This window comes from Aphanothece hegewaldii CCALA 016, from assembly GCF_003007785.1.
GTDB lineage: Bacteria > Cyanobacteriota > Cyanobacteriia > Cyanobacteriales > Microcystaceae > Chroococcus > Chroococcus hegewaldii.
This window is the reverse complement of sequence record NZ_PXOH01000013.1, coordinates 66,731-89,907: the sequence shown is the minus strand read 5'-3', so window position 1 is coordinate 89,907 and position 23,177 is coordinate 66,731. Positions and strand designations below refer to the sequence as shown.

General features: G+C 38.3%; 19 protein-coding genes. 9 read left to right on the top strand and 10 right to left on the bottom strand.

The annotated features are described in order from the left end of the window. The first annotated feature begins 42 nt into the window (after positions 1-42). Together C7H19_RS13325 and C7H19_RS13320 are read left to right on the top strand one after the other, a co-directional pair. Positions 43-522, top strand: coding sequence for a PIN domain-containing protein (locus C7H19_RS13325; protein ID WP_342752294.1), 480 nt, complete (start codon positions 43-45; stop codon positions 520-522). Beyond that, positions 503-697: a hypothetical protein gene (locus C7H19_RS13320; protein ID WP_106457370.1), complete on the top strand. Its 195-nt coding sequence runs from the start codon at positions 503-505 to the stop codon at positions 695-697. Before C7H19_RS13325 ends, C7H19_RS13320 begins: the two co-directional genes overlap by 20 nt. Positions 698-817: 120 nt before the next feature. On the opposite strand, the gene C7H19_RS13315 is transcribed toward C7H19_RS13320, so the two are convergent. Continuing rightward, the gene (locus C7H19_RS13315) at positions 818-1,309 is read right to left on the bottom strand and encodes an ureidoglycolate lyase (RefSeq protein WP_106457369.1); all 492 of its coding nucleotides are present in this window, start codon (positions 1,307-1,309) and stop codon (positions 818-820) included. A 73-nt stretch (positions 1,310-1,382) separates the two neighbouring features. Between C7H19_RS13315 and C7H19_RS13310 the strand changes: the two genes are divergently transcribed. Next, complete coding sequence (locus C7H19_RS13310; protein WP_106457368.1) at positions 1,383-4,568, top strand: DUF4347 domain-containing protein; 3,186 nt, start codon at positions 1,383-1,385, stop codon at positions 4,566-4,568. Positions 4,569-4,573: 5 nt separating this feature from the next. On the opposite strand, the gene C7H19_RS13305 is transcribed toward C7H19_RS13310, so the two are convergent. From C7H19_RS13305 to dapF, 3 genes are all read right to left on the bottom strand, one after another. After that, positions 4,574-5,044 carry a DUF29 domain-containing protein gene (locus C7H19_RS13305; protein WP_106457367.1) on the bottom strand — a complete coding sequence of 157 codons (471 nt, stop codon included), beginning with the start codon at positions 5,042-5,044 and terminating at the stop codon, positions 4,574-4,576. 75 nt (positions 5,045-5,119) lie between these two features. Next, the gene (locus C7H19_RS13300) at positions 5,120-6,661 is read right to left on the bottom strand and encodes a ferredoxin--nitrite reductase (protein WP_106457366.1); all 1,542 of its coding nucleotides are present in this window, start codon (positions 6,659-6,661) and stop codon (positions 5,120-5,122) included. Positions 6,662-6,979: 318 nt separating this feature from the next. Then, entirely contained in the window at positions 6,980-7,822 is an 843-nt protein-coding gene (dapF, locus tag C7H19_RS13295; RefSeq protein ID WP_106457401.1) for a diaminopimelate epimerase, read from the bottom strand. A 101-nt stretch (positions 7,823-7,923) separates the two neighbouring features. Between dapF and C7H19_RS13290 the strand changes: the two genes are divergently transcribed. From C7H19_RS13290 to C7H19_RS13270, 5 genes are all read left to right on the top strand, one after another. Continuing rightward, the gene (locus C7H19_RS13290) at positions 7,924-8,136 is read left to right on the top strand and encodes an Hfq-related RNA-binding protein (RefSeq protein ID WP_106457400.1); all 213 of its coding nucleotides are present in this window, start codon (positions 7,924-7,926) and stop codon (positions 8,134-8,136) included. 90 nt (positions 8,137-8,226) lie between these two features. After that, complete coding sequence (locus C7H19_RS13285; protein ID WP_106457365.1) at positions 8,227-8,757, top strand: late competence development ComFB family protein; 531 nt, start codon at positions 8,227-8,229, stop codon at positions 8,755-8,757. Positions 8,758-8,859: 102 nt separating this feature from the next. Continuing rightward, positions 8,860-9,519 carry a sigma-70 family RNA polymerase sigma factor gene (locus tag C7H19_RS13280; protein WP_106457364.1) on the top strand — a complete coding sequence of 220 codons (660 nt, stop codon included), beginning with the start codon at positions 8,860-8,862 and terminating at the stop codon, positions 9,517-9,519. 411 nt (positions 9,520-9,930) lie between these two features. Next, complete coding sequence (locus C7H19_RS13275) at positions 9,931-10,479, top strand: anti-sigma factor family protein (RefSeq protein WP_106457363.1); 549 nt, start codon at positions 9,931-9,933, stop codon at positions 10,477-10,479. 33 nt (positions 10,480-10,512) lie between these two features. After that, positions 10,513-11,100, top strand: a complete 588-nt coding sequence (locus C7H19_RS13270; protein WP_106457362.1) for an Npun_F5749 family FMN-dependent PPOX-type flavoprotein — start codon at positions 10,513-10,515, stop codon at positions 11,098-11,100. On the opposite strand, the gene cysE is transcribed toward C7H19_RS13270, so the two are convergent. Beyond that, positions 11,097-11,849, bottom strand: coding sequence for a serine O-acetyltransferase (cysE, locus tag C7H19_RS13265; protein WP_181280605.1), 753 nt, complete (start codon positions 11,847-11,849; stop codon positions 11,097-11,099). The genes C7H19_RS13270 and cysE overlap by 4 nt on opposite strands. 229 nt (positions 11,850-12,078) lie before the next feature. Between cysE and C7H19_RS13260 the strand changes: the two genes are divergently transcribed. After that, on the top strand, positions 12,079-12,378 hold the full coding sequence (locus C7H19_RS13260; RefSeq protein ID WP_106457360.1) for a hypothetical protein: 300 nt from the start codon (positions 12,079-12,081) through the stop codon (positions 12,376-12,378). A gap of 458 nt (positions 12,379-12,836) precedes the next feature. Here the strand turns inward: C7H19_RS13260 and C7H19_RS13255 are convergent, their stop codons facing one another. The 5 genes from C7H19_RS13255 to C7H19_RS13235 form a co-directional block, all read right to left on the bottom strand. After that, the gene (locus tag C7H19_RS13255) at positions 12,837-14,657 is read right to left on the bottom strand and encodes a calcium-binding protein (RefSeq protein ID WP_106457359.1); all 1,821 of its coding nucleotides are present in this window, start codon (positions 14,655-14,657) and stop codon (positions 12,837-12,839) included. Between the two features lie 789 nt (positions 14,658-15,446). Then, positions 15,447-16,712: a calcium-binding protein gene (locus C7H19_RS13250; protein WP_106457358.1), complete on the bottom strand. Its 1,266-nt coding sequence runs from the start codon at positions 16,710-16,712 to the stop codon at positions 15,447-15,449. Between the two features lie 659 nt (positions 16,713-17,371). Beyond that, a complete protein-coding gene (locus C7H19_RS13245; RefSeq protein WP_219907650.1) occupies positions 17,372-18,343 on the bottom strand; it encodes a calcium-binding protein in 972 nt (323 codons plus the stop codon). Positions 18,344-18,831: 488 nt separating this feature from the next. Next, positions 18,832-21,648, bottom strand: coding sequence for a preprotein translocase subunit SecA (gene secA / locus C7H19_RS13240; protein WP_106457356.1), 2,817 nt, complete (start codon positions 21,646-21,648; stop codon positions 18,832-18,834). A 133-nt stretch (positions 21,649-21,781) separates the two neighbouring features. After that, entirely contained in the window at positions 21,782-23,167 is a 1,386-nt protein-coding gene (locus C7H19_RS13235) for a sulfatase family protein (RefSeq protein ID WP_106457355.1), read from the bottom strand. Between the last annotated feature and the right edge of the window lie 10 nt (positions 23,168-23,177).

Below are 23,177 nucleotides of genomic sequence, written 5' to 3'. Positions count from 1 at the left end.
TTTTAAAGGAGATATCTATAATGACCGAAAATCATCTAACAGATAATAATTTATCTCGATGTTTGCTGTCTTAATCGCCCATTTGATGATTTAGAACAGGAGCGTATTAAATTAGAGGTAGAAGCAGTTATAATCATTTTAAATCGCTGTAATCTTACTGAATGGGAGTTAATCAGCAGTGACATCATTACCCTGGAAATTAAGCAAACTCCTGATTTAGATAAACAGAAAAGACTTAATCAAATTTTGTCCATAGCAAACTCAAAAATTTCTTTTATTGAAAAAATAGAAAAAAGAGCTAAAGAATTAACTACACTGGGATTTAAAACCTTTGATGCTTTACATATTGCTAGTGCAGAGGAAGGGAATGTTAATATATTATTGACCACTGATGACCGCTTTTTAAGAAAATCAATTACTTATGGTAATCATCTTCAAGTAAAACTTGCTAATCCAGTTCAATGGCTAATCTCTATCATACAAGCAGAAGGAGAAACAGAAAATGAAGCGAACAGAAATTAGAAAAAAAGGATATGATGCTCTCGTCAAAGAATTAGGTATTGTTGGTATGATCCAGTTTATTCAAGAATTTGAAATAGGAAGTGGCGATTATACAAAAGAACGCCATCAATGGTTAGATAAATTAAGTTTTGAGGAAGTGATTGAATTTATTAAAGAGAGACAAAAGGGAGAATAACAGGAGAATTTATAAGGCAAGATAGGGTAGAGATACAAAGAATGTATATTTTTAAAAGACTTGTCTTTTTAGTAAATTGTAGAAATGTAGGGGTTTGGTTGCCAAACCTTTACACAACCCCTAGACAATTTCAAATTCAAGATGCTGACGGGTACGAAAATTATGAGTAAAATGATCAACCACATTAGTATCACTTAACTCTAAATTATAAAAATCAACCACATCGTGATCAAAATAAGGCCCCGCGTGCCATGTTCCCACATCTAACTTAATAAAACAGTTTCCAGGTATCCGAAATGCCATCATTTGCTCTAAATTGGGTTCTGATGATACACTCGGTGGAGCAACCGCCATCAGCCATTCTTTCCCTTCTAAAGATCCCAAACATTGCGTACATTGATTGTGACGTGTAATCGTATGAAATTTTCGCCCTCTTTTCTCTAGACGCATAATATAAAAACGAGGAATACCATTTTGTAGATCTAATTGAGCATCAGTTTGATCATAATTTTTTCCATCAACTGATGCAGTGATTACTTGCCCGTATGGTTGAAAGCTTTCGGGTATAATGATTTGTGCGGGAAGTTGTTTTAAGATAATAGATGGATTCATAGGATATATTATATTTTATAGACCGAGGCGATCGTCTTTTCTTTTTATATATATTGTGACACAGATTGCTTAAATGAATTTCAAAGAAAATAATCAGACAAACGAAGAACCATTTTTAAATAGTCTAGTTTTTATTGATCCTGCCATTACAGATTATTACAGTCTCATCTCGCAAGTTAAAGCATCTGAAGTCATTCTTCTAGACTCGTCTCGTGATGGAATTGAACAAATCACCGAAACATTAGCCAATCGAAATAATATCACAGATATTCATCTAATTTCTCATGGTCAAGTAGGCAATGTGCAACTAGGATCAGCAATACTCAACATCAATACTCTAGCAACTTATACTGATGATTTCCAGAAATGGTCAAAGTCTTTAACTCCCGATGCTGATCTTCTTTTTTATGGATGCAATGTAGCTGCCTCTGAAGAAGGGTTACAATTACTTCAACAGATGAGTCAGTTAATCAATGCTGATTTAGCCGCTTCTCTTGATTTAACCGGAAGTGCTATTCTAGATGGAGACTGGGAATTAGAAGTAACGACAGGTAACATAGAAACATCGATCGCTTTTGAAGCTCAAATCACTTACAATTCTGTCTTAGATTTATCTTTTAATTACAGTAATTTTGCCAGTACAAACGGACTAACTTTGAATGGAAATGCAGCAACAGTAAGAAAGGTTTTACAAATAACACCTGCATCAACTGATCAAGTGGGAAGTGTTTTTTATAATAATGCTTTAACGGTTGATGGTGATACATCTTTTCAAACTCATTTTCAATTTTCACTTAAAAGAGGACAAAAGACGAAGGGTGCACATGGTTTTGTTTTCATGTTACAGAATAGCCAGAGTAATGTAAACGCATTGGGCAAATACGGCAGTTATCTTGGTTATGGCAGTTATTCTACGACTAAACCTGTTATTTCTAAAAGTCTAGCTGTCGAATTTGATACCTATAAAAATTTGTGGGATAATAACGGAAATCATGTGGCTATCTTACGAGACGGAAATGTTAAAACAGCTTTAGCTCAAGGTAATCCATCTTTCGATCTTAATAGTGGTAATCCGATTAATGCTTGGATCGATTATGATGCAATAACGGATCAACTCAGAGTCTTTTTGTCAGAAACCACCATTAAGCCAATCATACCTTTAATCTCTTATACAACCGATCTAAGTTCAATAGTAGGATCTAAAGCTTATGTGGGTTTTAGTGCAGGAACGAGAAAACGCTTTAATGCTCAAAATATCGAAAACTGGGAATTTAATCAAACTCAATCTACCAATGCAGGTACGATCGCTTTAGCAGAAAATCCCATCTTATTAAGCGAAGGTAATCAAACGGCGACTGTTACCTTTATTCGCACGGGTGGGAGTTCAGGACAAGCATCAGTTAATTATACTACCGTCGATCAAAAAGCGAAAGCAGGAGAAGACTATATCGCTAATAATGGTGTGATCACTTTTGCTAATGGTGAAACCAGTAAAACACTTGAAATTTCTCTTATCGATGATACGATATCTGAAGGCGTAGAATCATTTAATCTAGCGATCGATAATTCTGTTGGTGCGACATTAGGTACAAAACGAACAACTTTGATTAAATTAGTTGATAACGATCGTACTTCTCGTCAACTCTTGTTTGAACTACCCACCTTCACAGTTGAGGAAAATTCAGGACAAGCTACAGTTAATGTTATTCTCAATGGAAAACCGAGTACAACTCCTGTCACCGTCAACTATACCACCACTGATGACACTGCGATCGGCGGAATCGATTATACGACTACTAATGGTACACTCACCTTTGCATCTGGGGAAATTGTTAAAACGATTACTGTACCAATCATCGACAATCTCACCAGTACATTAGACCTCAATAAAACCTTTAAAGTTTCTTTAAATACTCCCAATGGGGCTATCTTAGGAACATTCAATAATACTATCAAAATTAATATTGCTGATGATGATAATGCTTTTAGTCGAGAAGCCATAGTATCTGGTTTGATCGATCCGACTGCTTTTGCTTGGACACCCGATAACAATCGTTTGTATATTGCCCAGAAAAACGGAATTGTCAGATTATACCATAATGGGTCATTATTAGCAACACCTTTTATTGATATTTCAGCGCAAGTTAATAATATTAGAGATCGAGGATTACTTAGTATAGCTGTCCATCCTGAGTTTGATTCGGGTAAACCCTATGTTTATCTGCTTTTTACCTATGATCCACCAGAAGTTTATGATCCAAACAATGTCAATAATCCAAATACCTTAGCGGGTCCCGATGAAATGGGAAATCGTCCCTCTCGTCTGATTCGCGTGACGGCTGACCCTAGTACAAATTATACAACCGCCTTGGCTAATAGTGAAGTTGTTATCTTAGGAAAAAATAGCACTTGGGCTAATATTAGCCGACCCGATTTAGATAGTACAAATGATATTACGATTCCGCCTTCCGGGATTACGAGTACAGGTGTGAATATTCCCGATTATCTCACCACAGATAGCCAAAGTCACTCAGTAGGTATGGTTCGGTTTGCCCCCGATGGCTCATTATACGTTAGTAATGCTGACGGTGCATCCTATGGTAGAGTTGATCCGCGAGGCGTTCGAGTTCAAGATATAGATAATCTATCTGGTAAGATTATACGGATCGATCCGCTTACGGGTGAAGGTTTGCCAGATAATCCCTTTGAGGATGGCGATCGCAATAGTAATCGCTCAAAAGTATATGACTATGGACTTCGTAACCCGTTCCGTTTTACATTCCATCCGACGACCCATGACATCTATATTGGTGATCTAGGTTGGACGACTTGGGAAGAAATTAACCGAGGACGAGGGGCGAATTTTGGTTGGCCATATTACGAGGGTGGTAACGGCACCAATATTCAGCAAAATGGTTATTCTACCCTACCACAAGCACAAGACTTTTATAATAGTGGACAGTCGGTAACAGCGCCCATTTATGGTATTGAGCATTTACCTGATGTAAGTGGGCTAATCATGGGGGATTTTTATCAGGGTACGACTTTCCCATCAATCTATCAAGGGGCTTTATTTTTTACAGATATTAATTACGGTACGGTTAATGCTGCGATCGTTGATGATTTGGGAATTCAATCTATCCAACAATTTGCGACTGGGTTGCCCGGTATCGTTCAACTTTCTTATGGCCCAGATAATAGTCTATACTATGCCGATATTATTCAAGGAAAAATCTATAAATGGAGTTATAACGGTTAGTCATATTAATCAGGTAAATAATTAGAATTCAAAGTTTCTTCTACTAAAAAAGGTGATTTGGATGGAAATTGCTCAATCGGTAAACCAGTTTCATAAGCTGCATCATTTCTAGCGACTTGATAACATTCATCAAAAACATCAGTTAACCATTGATTTAAACTTGGACTATCTTGTAAGAGTTTATGAATTCGCTTGCGATGTTCTCTAATACTATTTTGCCAACTTCTAGAACGATATTCTGGTTCATATTTCCATTTAAGTAAATGCAGTAAAACAACTTCTAAGTTGCTTTTTACGGCTCGTTTTTCACTCCTACCCATGCTTTCTAATTCTTCAATTAAATTATCATAGTCTAGCTGATTGAGTTTTCTTTCTCGAAGTAGATTGACCGTTGTTTCTATCCATTGATAAAAATCTTGTTCATAAAGATTGGGATTTTGGATAGAATCGGCTGATGTTGATTGAGTAACAGTCATCGACGACCTCCGAAGCGAAAATAATAGGGATGAACGAAAATCCACCCCCACTGACTTAATATTTTAGTTGAATATTTAAGATTTGGGTTTTGCGCCAAACTGTTCAATTAAAATTTGTGTCAAAACTGGAACCAAATCATCACAGGCGATCCCTTTTTGAACGCAAGTTCCTAAATGAGCATCTTTACCTACTTTACCGCCCATATAAAGATCAACGCCTTCAACGGTTTTACCATCTTTGCGAACTTTTGTACCCATTAAACCAATATCGGCGACTTGGGGCTGTCCACAAGAATTCGGGCAACCCGTCCAATGAATGCGGACATATTGAGTCATTTCTAATTGTTGATCTAATTCATGAATTAGGTTTAAGGCTCGATTTTTGGTTTCAATGAGAGCAAAGTTACAAAATTGCGCCCCAGTACAAGAGATTAACGCCCGTTCTAAAGGTTGAGGACTAATGCTAAATTTCTCTAGGATAGGTTCGCTCAAGAATGCCTCTAAATTCTCGTCTGGAATATTGGGAATAATAATATTTTGCTCAACAGTAAGACGAATTTCGCTACTTCCGTAAACTTCGGCAATTCGAGCAATATCAAACATATCTTGAGCATACAACCGACCGATCGGAACATGAAGCCCCACAAAATTTAAACCAGGTTGTTTTTGTTTAAACACGCCAATATGATCGCGTTTTTCCCAGTCAATTTCGTCTTTAAGGGCGGCTGTAGCTAAAGGACGACCAAACTGTCTTTCAACGGCAGCGCGGAACTTTTCAACGCCCCATTCATCAATTAGCCACATCAGACGAGATTTTTGACGATTTGCTCGTAAACCATGATCTCGATAGACTTCTAGAATAGCCCGACTCATCTCAACTACGTCATCATTGGCACTCACCCAAACATTAAGGGGAATTGCCGCCTCACATCGTTTAGCTGAGAAAAAGCCACCAACTAAGACATTAAAGCCGAGTTCACCGTCTTTATAGGCAGGAACATAGGCAATATCGTTAATTTCGGCATGAACCGAGTTATCGCGCCCACCTTCAATAGCGATGTTAAATTTACGAGGTAAGTTAGTAAATTCAAGATTTCCCTCGCCAGAATTGGTAATCATATCTTGGGTTTTTTGCACTAACTCGCGGGTATCTATTAATTCATCCCCATCAAGTCCCGCGACTGGAGAACCTGTAATATTGCGGACGTTATCCATTCCAGATTGTACAGATGTTAGCCCAACTGCTTTGAGACGACGGAAGATATCGGGAACATCTTCGATGCGAACGCCTCGTAATTGTAGGTTTTGTCGGGTGGTAATATCACCGTTGCCGTCTTCCCCGTAACGCTGTACGACTTCGCCCAGTGTTTGCATTTGTTCACTGGTTAAGATGCCATTGGGAAGGCGCATCCGCATCATAAATTTACCAGGTGTGACGGGACGATAGAAGATACCAACCCACTTTAACCGATGTTCTAGGTCGGTTTTATCCATCGCTTCCCAACCGATGTTAGCAAAGTATTCTAATTCTTCTCTAACCGCAAGCCCGTCTTTTTCCGATTTGAATTTTTCAAACTTATTTTGAGTTGCTTCTTCTTTTTGGGGTGCTTGTACCACTTTTTCGTGTCCTCCATTAATCCTGGTGTAATCTTGAGTGAGCCAACTAAATGACAGTTTCTATAAGAAATTCGTCGTTACAACAAACTTTATTCAGTTACATAATTCGATACATATGCTTAATATAAATATTTAATTTGTTTTATAACGTGACATTTTGTATGTTTTGTAACTAAAATGCTCCTATAATCGATTAATAGAATAGGTGATTTGCAGTTTACGCATAATTAAGGATGCTTAACGGAGAATGAATCATTGGTCATAAATGGCTAGACCAATGACGCAAAAGCCTTTAACGAGAAAGCTTTAAACGCTTGGTTACAGATAGCAACCTGTAAAAACTTTTTTCGCAGGTCCAGTCATATAGACTCGCTGATCTGTATCAGACCAATGGATATTTAGACATCCTCCTGGCAATTCTACTGTACACTTACGATCGATTTTGTTCGTTATTACACCAGCGACAACAGAAGCACAAGCACCAGTACCACAAGCTAAGGTTGCTCCTGCTCCTCTTTCCCAGACTAGCATCTTTATATAGTCGGGGCGGATGACTTGAATAAATTCTGTATTTGTTCTCGATGGAAAAACGGTATGATGTTCAAATTTGGGGCCAAGTGTTGCTAAGGGAATAGCTGCGACATCTTCAACAAAGGTAATACAGTGGGGATTTCCCATACTAACGCAGGTCACTAACCAAGTGGTTTGAGCGATTTCTAGAGGTTCGTTGATCACTTGGTTGTCTGCACTAACTAACGTTGTTGGGATTTCTTGGGCTTTGAGTTGAGGATATCCCATATCGACGGTGACTTGTTCATCAGCTTCTAAACGTGGACAAATAACCCCCGCTAATGTTTGAATTTGATATGTCTTACCGATGGGTGCATCTCCTTCTATTTCGGCGATAAACTGAGCGAGACAGCGAATACCATTACCACACATTTCGGGTTCTGAACCATCAGAGTTATAGATTCTCATGGTATAATCGCTTCCGTTTTCCCCTGGAAGGGCAAAAATGACCCCATCTGCGCCAATGCCGAAGTTACGATCGCACATTAGCACGGCGAGTTCAGGAGTGATTATCGGAGTAATTTGATGACGATTATCAATCAAAATAAAATCGTTGCCGAGTCCTTGATATTTAGTAAAATAAATTGACATTGCTGCTATTGCTGTATGAAGTGAATAATTATCAATCAGTGATGACCAATTGAGTAAAGTCATTGATAATTGATAATGAAAACCTAACTTTAAATTTTACTATGTTTGAATTTGACACAGGACTATCGAGTATTCGCCGATTACAAGAATATGTCAAAGATAAGAAAGAAGTCGAGATCAAATTAAGTACAGATGATCTACTTGTAGGGCGTTTGATTTGGCAAGATCAAAATTGTCTGTGTTTAGTGGATCAATATGAAAACACAACATTAATTTGGCAACAAGCTATTGTATATCTCAAGCCAAAAGCATAAGAGGAAATTCAAAGAAAATGTTATAAAATTTCAAAAAACTCTTAACGAAAGAGAAGATAGCTTAAAAAAACTTAAAATCAAATTTATGCTATGAGTATACAAAACATCGTTGAGCAAGCTTTAAAAGAAGGCTATCTCACCCCCATCATGGAAACGGAAATCGGACGCATTTGCGATAGTGTCGCCGAATTATCTTTAGAGGAGTATATGGCGTTAGATCGTTTGATGGGAGCATTACTAGCGGGAGAGGTTGTAGCGATGCCTCGCAAACAATTTATTAATGTTATGGAAGAATTAGTAATTAGTGAAGCAACTGTACGGGTTGGGGAACTCGAAAGCGTAAATAATATTGTTCTTGATGTTGGTGATATTGCCGCTTATGCACTAAATCGATTACCCCCACTTTATGCGACAACCGAAGAAGGGGCAAGCTATCAACGACAACGGGCGCAAGAAGAATTACAAGATTTAATTGCTCAACAGGTAGAAGAGGCGATCGCTTCTTTTTCCACTCGTCCATTGATTAATCCTGAACGGAGTCCGATTCAAAAATCCAAAGAAGATATTTTTCATCAAATGAATAATCTCCTCAAAAGCTACGCGCCTCACTATGAGCAGTAACATCGCCAACTCCTCAAATTTTTTTTTAATTTTGGGAACACTCTTTAAACCAATTACGTCCACGTCTGTCGTGAGGAGTAAATACTATTCTTGGATAAGCTCATGAGTCAATATATTTCCCCATCTTGGTCAACTATTGAAATTTCTAAATCTCAATTGTCTTTGTCTCCAGACAAACTTTCAAACTATGATTTAATTTTACGTTGTCAAGATGGCTTAGTTCCCAATCGTTCGGCGTTTGCTGAACTGTTACGGCGTTATCAATCTCATGTAGATAAACTTTTGTATCATTTAGCTCCCGATTGGCAAGATCGAGCCGATTTAGCCCAAGAAGTCTGGATTAGAGTCTATCGAAATATTAAGCGTCTCAATGAACCTCTAAAATTCCGGGGCTGGTTAAGTCGGATTGCTACTAATTTATTTTATGACGAACTCAGAAAACGGAAACGGGTTAATCATCCAGTATCTTTGGATGCCCCTCGTCGGGTAGAAGATGGAGAAATTGACTGGGACATCGTTTCAGAATATCCTAACCCAGATGAACATCTGACAACTCGTGAGTTTTATGAGCAACTCCAAATAGCGATCGCCGAACTGCCCGAAGCTTTTCGTACAACCATCGTTTTACGCGAAATTGATGGGATGGCTTATGAAGAAATTGCAGAAATTACCGGCGTTTCGTTAGGAACTGTTAAGTCTCGGATCGCTAGAGCAAGAGCTAAGTTACAATCTGTATTACAGATGTATCTAGAAGAAGCCTAAAACTGTTGTTCTAAAAGTTTGATTAAATCAAAAAAATATTAATTAAACTTCATTAAATGTAACTAGCCTAAATAACTTCAATCAGTTATAATTAGGTAAGTTGCCGAAAACCAAGGCTTAATAATTTTCGGTTTGTAAACCGCAGTCGAGTTAAAACTAACCAGCCTGAAGAAAAGGTCAAACGGAAGCCCACGTTTTGTTAAATAGGTTGAAAATAATGGATAACCAAAGACTAAAAGATTCAAACAAAATTTTAATTTATACATAGGGAGGGCTACTCCCAAATTAACGCTTGTGGACAAGAAGAGGCCGACCTCCTTGGTTGAAGCAAGAAGCAGACTCTTTAGAAGTAATTCTGATTAAATGGGAAGACTTAAATAAGTTTGACCAAGTTTTGTATAGCAGGTCATCATGAAAGATTTTGAATCGCTTAATGATTTGTTGTTTTCTAACTTAGCTGACAGCCATTCAATTCGCAAAACTTTAAAAGATATTTCTCATAAAGCTCTTTTTGATACAGCATCTATGGATCGTTTTGAATTATTAAGTGCTTATTTGGATGGAGAAGTCACAGCCGATGAACGCCGACAGGTTCAGCAGTGGCTAGATACAGATCCGCAAGTGCAACAATGGTATCGTCAACTTACTCAATTGCAACATTCGGCTAAATATTGTCCGACACCAACCCATTCACAACCCGTTGAACATTTATCGGAGCAAGTTTTTCAAAAGTTAGAACGGCGTAGAAATAAACGTTTATTTTTAATTGGTGGTGCATTAGTTACAGCGATCGCAGTCGGGTTCGGGATTCATTTTTCATTCGGCAAATATTCACTGAGGCATCAAATGGCGAATACTTTGCCATCAATGAGCGAAACGGAGGAACCTTTAATGATTGCTCTCAATCACCCTCTGTATGATTTGTCTGTTACTAATGAAAAACAAAGACATCATAAATAAGATTTTTTGCTTCTTTGGATGCAGAATTAATTTATGGAAGCAGAAAATTTAGCCCTGTGGCGATCGTCTATTGCCCGCGCTCTACATCGTAATCGTAGTTTACCGCAATCTAGATATTTTCAGTTAGCCACCGTTAATAAAAATGGTCATCCGGCTAATAGAACAGTTGTTTATCGCGGTTTTCGGGACAAAACTAATCAAATACAAATCATTAGCGATCTTCGCAGCGATAAGATAGAACAGATTAATTATTCGCCTTGGGCTGAGATTTGTTGGTATTTTAGTCAAACGAGAGAACAATTTCGCCTGACTGGAACAATTCAAATAATTTCTGCTAGTGATGAGAGTTTACAACCTGTACGTTTAAATGTCTGGCAACAATTATCCGATGCAGCGCGGTTACAGTTTGCTTGGCCAAATCCTAAGAGTCCTAGAATAGCAGAAAAGGAGGCTTTTTTTCCTCCTTCTCCTTCAATTGATGAACCGTTACCTAATTTTTGTCTGTTGCTTTTTAATCCAATCATGGTGGATCATTTAGAATTACGAGGAGAACCCCAAAATCGATGGATTTATCAACTCAATGAGCTAAACGACTGGATTATTGAGTCAGTCAATCCCTAGAATGAGCCATCGAGAAATTCTCGAATATCTCTTTCAGAAAGAGAACAACAACTAGCGGTAGCTAATTCTTTTTTGGGTGGAGTTTGAACGGATTTTTCTTGATTTTGTTTGAGTTCTTCGAGTTCTTTTTCTAAAGCTTCGATGCGATCGACTAAAGAGCGAATGGCTGCTGCTTCAGAGTCAGGTAGATTAGCGTGTTCTAGAGGATTAATCCGTACACCAGAACGATAGACTAGACGCCCTGGAACGCCTACAACGGTACAGTCTGAGGGGACATCTTTTAAGACGACAGAACCCGCCCCAATGCGAACATTATTGCCGAGTAGAATATTTCCTAAAACTTTTGCACCGGCACCGACAACGACATTTTCCCCTAGTGTGGGATGACGTTTACCGCTTTCTTTTCCGGTTCCACCTAGAGTAACGCCTTGATAAATGAGGGCATAATCTCCAACGATCGCAGTTTCTCCAATTACTACACCCATACCATGATCGATAAAAACACCCTGACCTATTTTTGCTCCGGGGTGAATTTCAATTCCAGTCAGAAAACGAGCGAGGTGAGAAATAAGACGAGGAATAAAAGGAAGACCCAAGGTATATAGCCAATGTGCGATCCGATGTAGCCACAAAGCGTGTAACCCCGGATAGCAGAATAGAACTTCTAGTCCATTGCGTGCGGCAGGATCTCGCTCAAAGACAATGCGAAAATCAGCAATGATGGATGATAGCACGAGTCGTTTCCCTATTAGCTTAGACCACACTGACTATCTTATCCTTTTCTGGGACTCTCGTAACCCCCATATGATAGAGGGAAAATCCGAACCTTTGAAAGAAGCGCATGAGCTTTGTTTGCTCTATTTGGCACTTAGGGGAGAAATCATCAATTTTACCGTTCCCGAATCTTCAAATAATCGTTAAAACTAAATATAGGTTACAAAACTTCAACTTCTCTCTTAAGCAGGAACACAATCAATCATGGCCGCAGACGATCGCAAAAAAAAGATCTTGGATCATCTTAATCAAAGTTCTGGGGGGATTAAATATACTTCCTCAACCGCTAAACAAAATTCTGGAAATTCTGGGATCACTCCTTCATTACCTGAACCCGAAAAAACGTTTGTTGCACCACCTCCACCACCGAAAGTGGAAAATCGCAAAAGACGCATTATGGATCATCTTAATCTCAGTAGTAATGACTTTAAGAGTGTTACCAGTGAGCCTGAGAAAAAACAAAAACAACAGATCCAAGATCATCTTAAAAAAAGTCTAGGATAATTTGTTGGGTGGGTCAAAATACCCAATAAAAAATGTTCTGTAGGGATTTGGTTTCCATGTAAGAGCTTGGTTGCCAAGCCTAGTCAATAAGAGGGTTTGGTGACCAAACACCCCTACTCTTGAGATCAAGGGTACAATTAAATAACCTGAGTTTTGAATAAGATTAGCCTGCATAGCCAGTGAATGAATTCACTGTCTCATAGCTAAAGTCCATTAAAATGGACTTGAATGTGTTCAAAGTTAGTAGGTTTTAACCTACTTAAACTATAAGACAGGGATTAAAATCCCTTGCGGACTCATAACTCGCTATCGAATTCATTCCTTGATTATTTTAAACAAAATTCAGGTTAAATAGGATTTGGTGTGAGGTGTAATTACTGAAAAATAAGATAAGGGTTTGGTTTCCCTCCCCCTTACAGATCAGATAATATTTAACAATCTTGGAATTATGCTAGTTTTTAACCGCCGTTATTATAGACGTAACTAAAAGTACTTGAGGTTAGGTCAATTCCAGATGTAATATCTTGGAATACGGCAATCAATTCGTTGGGTTCGCCTCCTGGTTTATTGAAGTAAAGATTAGTATTATTACCAGAGATGCCGAGGCTATATAAGGAGTTGCCGCTATAGAGTTGGATAATGTCTTCGTTCGGATCGAATCCAATAATAGTAGCATAGTCGTTGCTGCCATCGGTGGTGATATCATCGTCATCGTAGTAAGGAGTGTCTTCGTTACCAAGCCAGATTGTATCGTTTCCTGCACTTGGAGTGATAACATCTAGTTCTCCTTGCCCACTGTTATCAACATATGGGTAACAGCCAATTAAAGTGTCGTTACCATCACCGCCAATTAAAGTGTCGTTACCAGCAGCGCTAATTAAAGAGTCGTTACCATCACCGCCAATTAAAGTGTCGTTATCATCATAGCAAACTAGATAGTCGTCACCAGCACCGCCTTCTATATAGTTGTCACCATCATCGCCGTAAATAATGTCATTGCCATCTTCACCGTAATATGATTCGTCGCCATCATCTCCGAAAATGGAATCGTCGCCTGCACCACCATAAACGGTATCATTACTTAATGAATAATATATTAAAATATAGTCGTTACCGTCACCAAGATAAATGAGGTCGTCACCATTACCACCATCAACGGTATCGTCACCTTCATTGCCAAATATAGTGTCCTTACCATTTCCACCATATAATTTATCGTTACCAAGTCCGCCATCAATGGTGTCTTTCCCAAAACCACCAAGAATGATGTCGTTACCATTTTCTCCTATAATGGAATCGTCACCATTTCCACCATCAATGGTGTCTTTATTATTACCGCCATCTATAGTGTCGTCACCAGCACCGCCATCTATAGTGTCGTCACCAGCACCGCCATCTATAGTGTCGTAGATAGCACCACCATCTATAGTATCGTCACCAGCACCGCCAAGTAAAATGTTGCTCTCATCACCACCATATATAAGGTCGTTACCAGCATGGCCAATTAAAAAGTTGACACCAGCACCGCCATAGATAGTGTCGTCACCAGCACCGCCAGCTATAGAGTCGTTACCATCACCGCCATATAAAATGTCGTCACCAGCACCGTCATCTATATAGTCGTCACCATCACCGCCAGCTATAGAATCGTCACCAGCACCGCCAGCTATAGAGTCGTTACCATCACCGCCATCTATAGTGTCGTTACCATCATCGCCAATTAAAAAGTTGACACCAGCACCGCCATATATAAGGTCGTCACCATCACCGCCAAATAAAGTGTCGTCACCAGCACCGCCATATATAAGGTCGTTACCAGCACCGCCAAATAAAGTGTCGTCACCATCACCGCCATATATAAGGTCGTTACCATCACCGCCAAATATAAGGTCGTTACCATCACCACCATATATAAGGTCGTTACCAGCATGGCCAAGTAAAATGTTGACACCAGCACCTCCATAGATAGTGTCGTCACCAGCATGGCTATATAAAATGTCGTCACCAGCACCGCCATATATAAGGTCGTTACCAATACGTCCAGCTATGGAGTCGTCGCCAGAACCACCATAAAGAAGGTCATCTCCAGGATCGCCAAGTAAAATGTCGTTACCATCTTCTCCAAATATGGTGTCATTACCCTGGAATCCTCTAATTGTATCATCGCCATCTGTTCCATTAATTAAATCATCGCCACTTGTTCCATTGGGCGGAATACTAAAAATAGTTAATGAATTTAATAATGTGTTATCAATGATGTTTTGAATTGTTTTACTCATGATGATTTATTTTCCTCAATTTAGTGAATTTACTCAGACAAATAATCTGGCTCCAGACAAAATCTGTATAATGCCCAAACACAATATATATTTTTTGCAAATATATATAAATTCAAGCATTTTATTAATTTCGTTGAAATTTGTTTATTATTTATTGTCAAAAATTTACTTATTTCATCCCAAATTCATCATGAATGTATCCACAAAAATTATGTAGAGTAGCATTTTCAAACTCTTTATCTAATAAAGTTTTGCCACTTATGCTTCTACAATCGATGAGTAGAATACTATTCAATCGAATTTCGTTTAATTTCAGCTATTGCTAATCTATCAAAAAATAAATTAATTGTGAATTTTTTAACAAATATTTTAGATTTGTCTTGTCTCGAAATAAAAAAAAGGAGTATAAAAGATATTTGTATTTTTGTCAGTGATCTGGATCACAGGTGATAAATTTATTTATTGGGGGCTATCTTTGACCCCCAATAACATAATCTCTAAACGGTTTGGGGTTGTCCTTGGGGTTGCATTTGAAGACGAACTTAAGCAATTTGTAATTTTATTATGATTAAATTTATATCATTTTTCAATCATTCATGCAAGAGATAAAAAGGTAGAGACGCGATATATCGCGTCTTTACACCAGATGATGTCCACTACAATTTTTGAAAAATAGTATTATTATGATTAAATTTGGCTTGGGTTTTGAATCAAAATAAGATAAGGGTTTGGTTTCCCTCGCCCTTACAGATCAGATAATATTTAACAATCGTGGAATTATGCTAGTTTTCAACCGCCGTTATTATAGACGTAACTAAAAGTACTTGAGGTTAGGTCAATTCCAGATGTAATATCTTGGAATACGCCGATCAATTCGTTTGGTTCGCCATCAGGTTTAACGAGGTAAAGATTAGTATTATTACCAGAGATGCCCAGGCTATATAAGGAGTTGTCGCCATAGAGTTGAACGAGATCTTCGAGTGGGTCGAATCCAACAATAGTAGCATAGTCGTTGCTGCCATCGGTGGTGATATCACCGTCGTCGTAGTAAGGAGAGAATTCGTCACCAAGCACGATTAGATCGTTGCCCGCACCTGGAGTAATGACATCCAGTTCTCCAATGCCTTCATCAGACACAGGCTCTAATAGATCGTCACCATCACCACCAACTAAAGAATCGTTACCATAATAGCCTTTAAGGGTGTCATTGCCATCTTCACCGTAATATAATTCGTCGTCATCATATCCGTAAATGTAATCGTCGCCTCCTCCACCATAAAAGGTATCATTACCATATGAAGTTATGTCAAGAGAGTCGTTACCTTCGCCAAGATAAATGACATCGTCACCATTTCCACCATTAACGGTATCGTCACCATCATTGCCATATATAGTGTCGTTGCCATTTCCACCATATAATTTATCGTTACCAAGTCCGCCATCAATGGTGTCTTGTCCAAAACCACCATATATGATGTCGTTACCATTTTCACCAAGAATGCTATCGTTACCATTTCCACCATCAATGGTGTCTTTATTATTACCGCCAGATATAGAGTCGTCACCATCACCGCCTTCTATAGAGTCGTTACCAGCAGAGCCATAGATAATGTCGGATATAGCACCACCATATATAGTATCGTCACCAACACCGCCAACTCCAAAGTTGCCCTCATCACCACCATTTATAATGTCGTTACCAGCACTGCCAATTAAAAAGTTGCCCCCAGCACCGCCAAATAAAATGTCGTCACCATCACCGCCATATATAAAGTCGTTACCATCACCGCCATCTATATAGTCGTTACCAATACGTCCAGCTATGGAGTCGTCGCCAGAACCACCATAAAGAAGGTCATCTCCAGGATCGCCAAATATAGAGTCGTTACCATCTTCTCCAAAAATGGTGTCATTACCTTGGAATCCATTAATTGTATCATCGCCATCTGTTCCATTAATTAAATCATCGCCACTTGTTCCATTGGGCGGCATACTAAAAATAGTTAATGAATTTAATAATGTGTTATCAATGATGTTTTGAATTGTTTTACTCATGATGATTTATTTTCCTCAATTTATTGAATTTACTCACACAAATAATATGGCTCCAGACAAAATCTGTATAATGCCCAAGCACAATATATATATTTTTTTCAAATATATATATATAACTTCAACCATTTTCTTAATTTCGTTGAAATTTGTCTATTATTGTCAGTCAAAAATTTACTTATTTTATACCAAATTCATCATGAATGTTTCCACAAAATCTATGTAGAGTAGCATTTTCAAACTCTTTATATAATAAAGTTTTGCCACTTATGCTTCTACAATCGATGATTAGAATACTATTCAATCGAATTTCGTTTAATTTCAGCTATTGCTAATCTATCAAAAGATCAATTAATTGTCAATTTTTTTACAAATATTTTAGATTTGTCTTGTATCGAAATAAAAAAAAGGAATATAAAAGATATTTGTATTTTTGTCAGTGATCTGGCTCACACGTAATAAATTTATTTATTGGGGGCTATCTTTGACCCCCAACAATAATATTTAAACCGTTTGGGGTTATTCTGGGCGAACTTGAGCAATTTATAATTTTATTATGATTAAATTTAGCTTGGGTTTTGAATCAAAATAATATAAGGGTTTGGTTTCCCTCACCCCTACAGATCAGATAGTATTTAACAATCGTGGAATTATGCTAGTTTTCAAGCAGGGAAATAGACGTAACTAAAAGTACTTGAGGTTAGGTCAATTCCAGATGTGATATTAGAGAATACGGCGATCAATTCGTTGGGTTCGCCATCGGGTTTATTGAGGTAAAGGTTAGTATTATTACCAGAGGAGCCGAGGCTATAGAAGGAGTTTTCTCCGTAGAGTTGGACTGTGTCTTCTAGTGGGTCGAATCCAATAATAGTAGCATAGTCGTTGCTGCCATCGGTGGTGATATCATCGTCGTCGTAGTAAGGCTCGTAACCGTCACCAAGCAAGATTTTATCGTTGTCTGCACCAGGAGCAATAAAATCTATTTGTCCTTGGCCACTGACAGAATAAGATGTGCTAGTTCCAACTAAAGTGTCGTTACCATCACCGCCATATAGAGAGTCGTCACCAGCGCCGCCATATAATTTGTCATTACCATCACTGCCATATAATTTGTCATTACCATCACTGCCATATAGATAGTCATTATTTTTACCGCCATTTAATATGTCGTTAGCATTACCGCCATATAGATAGTCATTATTTTTACCGCCATATAATTTGTCATTACCATTACCGCCATATAGAGAGTCGTCACCATCATCGCCATTTAATATGTCGTTAGCATTACCGCCATTTAATATGTCGTCATCATCACCACCATTTAATATGTCGTTATCATTACCGCCATATAAAGAGTCCTCATCATCACCGCCATTTAATATGTCGTTACCATCATCGCCATATAAAGAGTCCTCATCATCACCGCCATTTAATATGTCGTTACCATCATCGCCATAAAGTCTATCTCTTCCAGAACCCCCATAAAGAGCATCGTTTCCCAGATCTCCGATTAAAAGGTCATTACCTCCGTATCCATAAAGAGTATCATCGCCACTTGTACCAACTATGGTTTCATCTCCACTAGCGGGAGCGATTTGAATGATAGCCAAGGGGTCGAATAAGTAATTAGTCATGAGGATATAATCTCCTAAATTTTTAACAATGAATTTTTGGTTTTTATTCCCAGTAGGAAATAATACGATCGGCATAGTTTTTAATGCCCAAGCACAAGATACTCTTACCTACAAAAATGTTTGTCGGTCATTAGAGTTGTTTTTTAGAATTCAAAAATATTTTGTTGTTCCAACAAAATCAATACTTAGAACAGTATTAAGAATATTTTTGACTTAGTATTTTTTAAATCAGTCATAATAGCATTTTGTCTAAGAAATCTCTATTTAAAAAGCTATTTTTCATCAAAAATATCCTTAGTTAATTGGGACTATTGTCAATTTAACAAAGAAAAAAATAGAATTGTCAAATTTATTACAAAAATTTAAAATTTTGTATGGTATAGAAATAATCAAAGAAAATTAAAGAATAATGTCGTTTTTGTTAGTAAACCGAAGCACACCTAATTAATTTAGTTATTGGGGGCAAAGATTACCCCCAACAATAATATTTAAACCGTTTGGGGTTGTCCTTGGGGTTGCATTTGGAACAGTGAATAAACGACATTGCGACGAATATCAATCATCATTTCCAAGAACATCTCATAACCTTCTTGTTTGTACTCAATGAGTGGGTCTTTTTGTCCGTAACTCCGCAAACCCACCGACTCCCGTAAGGCTTCCATCGCTTGTAGATGTTCGCGCCACAGTGCATCTATTTGTTGCAAGATGAAGTATCTTTCGGCATCGCGCATTAAACCTGGACGTACTTGATCGACTTGTTGTTCTTTGATCTCATAGGCTTTTCTGACTTCTTCATGAAGATAGTTTTTCATCTCTGTTACCGTCATTTCTTCGAGTTCTTTCGGGTCAAGATCGGGTAAAAGATAAACAAATTCTTTAGATTTTGCGATCAGTTTATCGAGATCCCATTCTTCCGATGGTAATTCGGGATCGACGTAATAATCAACAATTTCATCCATCGTTTTTTCGGCATATTGTAGAACTTGTTCTCTGAGATCGAGTCCTTCTAATACTCGCCGACGTTCTGCATATATAGCGCGACGTTGGTTATTCATCACCTCATCGTATTCAAAGACTTGTTTTCTTGCATCATAATAAAAAGTTTCGACTTTCTTTTGTGCGCCTTCCAATGAACGAGTTAACATTCCCGACTCGATCGGCATATCATCTTCAACATGAAAAGCATTCATCAAACCAGCAACACGATCGCCACCAAAGATCCGTAATAAGTTATCATCGAGGCTAAGGAAAAAGCGGGTTGATCCAGGGTCGCCTTGTCGTCCGGCGCGTCCTCTTAACTGGTTATCGATGCGACGTGACTCATGGCGTTCTGTCCCGATGACGTGGAGTCCACCGCGTTCGACGACTTCATCGTGTTCTGTGGTGGTGTATTTTTCGTATTCAGACCGAATAAGTTTATAGATTTCCCGTATTTCTCTGATGACTGGATCGTCTGTTGGGGCTTTTTCGCAAGCGATCGCTATTTTTTCTTCGACATCGAGTTCGGGTAAACTTTGTTCACCATATTGCTCGATCGCAAATTGTACCGCACCTTTAAGAGCTTTTTCGATCTCTTTGGATAGTTTAGTCGGGAAAATTTCGGGTGAAGCTTTCCAGGTTTTCTTTTTCTTTTTACCGTTACTATTGCCAAAACCTTCGGGGCGGTTGCGTCCACCATTAACCGCAGCAACGTTATACATTAGTTCGTCTTCATCGGGTCTAACGAGTCGAGGCATTAAGTATTCCCGAACTTTCAGACGCGCCATATAGTCAGCGTTTCCACCGAGGATGATATCTGTTCCACGACCTGCCATATTTGTAGCAATTGTTACAGCACCTTTTCTCCCAGCTTGTGCGACAATTTCTGACTCTCGTTCTACGTTTTCAGGACGGGCATTAAGGAGGTTATGGGGGATCTTGCGTTCGGCTAATAATGAGGATAACAGTTCTGATTTTTCGACGCTAGTAGTTCCCACAAGGATCGGACGACCGATGTTATGGAGTTCTTCGCATTCACCGGCGATCGCTTGCCATTTCGCCATCTCGTTTTTGTAGACGACATCAGGGAGATCATCGCGTCGAGAAATGCGGTTAGTCGGAGTAATAGTTACTTGCAAGTTATAAACTTTCTCTAGTTCCGTTTCTTCTGTTTTCGCCGTTCCGGTCATGCCGCCGACTTTGGGATATAGTAAAAAGAAGTTTTGATAAGTAATGGTTGCTAGAGTTTGGGTTTCTTGTTGAATTTCTACACCTTCTTTTGCTTCAATAGCTTGATGAAGACCATCACTCCAACGTCTGCCGATCATCACCCGTCCGGTAAACTCATCTACAATAACGACTTCTCCATTACGAACGATGTAGTTAACGTCTTTTAAGAATAATTCTTTGGCTTTAACGGCATTTAAAATATAGTGCGCCCAAGGGTTCTCTTGATCATACAAGTCAGTCACACCAAGAAGTTGTTCTGCTTTTTTGTATCCTTCATCCGTCATCAAGATATTTCTCGCTTTCTCATCAACTTCGTAGTCACCAGGCCCATCTTCTTCGAGTTGTTTTACTAATTCTCGCGCTATTTGTGCTGCTTCGTAATATTTTTCGATGGGACGGTTTACCGCACCAGATATAATGAGAGGGGTTCTCGCTTCATCAATTAGAATAGAGTCTACTTCGTCAATTACGCAATAATTAAAAGGACGTTGTACGACTTCACCCATTGTCGTCGCCATATTATCCCGTAGATAATCAAATCCTAACTCACTGTTGGTGGTATAAGTAATATCACAGCCATAGTTTTTTTTCCGTTCTTCGGGGGACATTCCCTGCTGAATAAGACCAACACTCAAACCCAAGAACCGGTGTACTTGTCCCATCCATTCCGCGTCTCTACGGGCTAAATAGTCGTTAACGGTGACAACATGAACGCCTCTTCCTGTGAGTCCATTAAGATAAGATGGGAGAGTCGCAACAAGGGTTTTACCTTCCCCTGTTTTCATCTCTGCAATTTGTCCTTTGTGAAGAACAATACCACCTAAAAGCTGTACATCAAAGTGTCGCATTCCTAAAACTCGTATTCCTGCTTCTCTGACGACGGCAAAGGCTTCGGGTAATATATCATTTAATATATCTTCGCGTTCCGAGTCACTACGGGCTTTTTCGAGAATTTGTCTAAATTCTGCTGTTTTTCCTTTGAGATCATCGTCAGACAGCTTTTTAATATCTTCTTCAAGGAGATTAATATCTGTGACAAGGGGCTGAAATTTTTTAATTTTGCGGGCGTTGGGATCTCCCAGTAAGGCTTTTAACATAGTAATTTTTTATCTTTATATTACGGGTAACTGACCAGATCGGGTGTGCATGATGTGTTATTGTTAACAATTCTATCATTTATGGGTAAAGGATTGTGGGGGCTTGGTTTTCACGTATGAAAGAAGAATTGATTTAAACTAGAGTTTTCTGAAATTGAGCAACGGCTTGTCTAAACTCTTTTAGTTTAGCTTGATATTGAGGAAGATTCGCTAAATTGTTTTCTTCTAGTGGATCGTGTTTTAAATCAAACAACATTTCATTATTTTGATTAGGAATGAGATATCTTAAATATTTATAGTCTACGGTGCGAATGCCTTCACTCTGCGGTATTTTGGGGAGATTCAGCAAATGTTCATAGAACCAAATATCTCTAAGTGTTTCGGTTTTTTCTTGAATCAGTGGTAATAAACTTTTGCCTTGCATAGATGGAGGAATATTAATACCTGCTAAGTCAAGAATGGTTGGGGCAATATCGATATTTAAAGTCATTGCTGGAATTAATTGTTTATAGGGATTTTTTGGAGAACGTATAATTAAAGGTGTGCGTATTGATTCTTCGTAGCCAAACCATTTATCAGATAATCCTCGATCGCCTAAAAAAAAGCCATTATCTGAGGTAAAAATAATATATGTATTCTCGTATAAATTCAGTTGTTTTAATTTTTCGACAATTTGTCTCACCGAATTATCTATACCTGTAATCAGTCTATAATATTGTTTAATAGAGTGTTCAAAATCCGTTTCATCGAATCTACCTTGCCAACGTATTCTCCCTTCAGAAGTTTGGAGAAATAAAGGAAGATTTTTAAAATGGGCTGCTGTATTAGTGGAAATATCAGCGATCGTCACATCTTTGTAAAGATTAGCAAATTGTGGCTCACTTTGGAAGGGTTCAGGACTATTATCTTGAGCATGAGGAGCTTTGTAACTAAGAGATAAACAAAAAGGTTTTTGACTTTTATATTGATTGAGATATTCTAAGGTTTGATTGGTCAAATATTGCGTTAAATGTTCTTTTCTTCCAGATTCAAAATAGTAACCTTGTCCTGCAAAACCTTGCCAGTAGTCGAATTCCGTTTCGGGTAAGTTTCCCCCTAGTCCCCATTTTCCAATAAATGCTATTTCATATCCCGAAGAACGTAATAAATTAGGATAAGATAAACGCAATTGTTCAGAAGACAAAGCAGAATTAAAATCCCATATTTTATGTCGTCTGCTATATTCTCCAGTGAAAATACTAGCGCGACTACTTGAACAAATAGAAGTTGTTACGAAATTATTTAAAAATAAACTTCCGTCATAAGCTAATTGATCAATATGAGGTGTTTGTATAATTCGATTTCCCGCAATTCCTAAACAGTCCCAACGTAAATCATCTGTTACTAAAATAACAAAATTAGGACGTTTTATTTTAGGGTCTGATGAGGCACTAAAATACTTATTTGTCAAGCTTCCTGCTATGCCTAATGTTGTCCCGAAAACGGTTCCTTGTATAAACTTTCTTCGAGCGATTTTCATAGTTTGACCC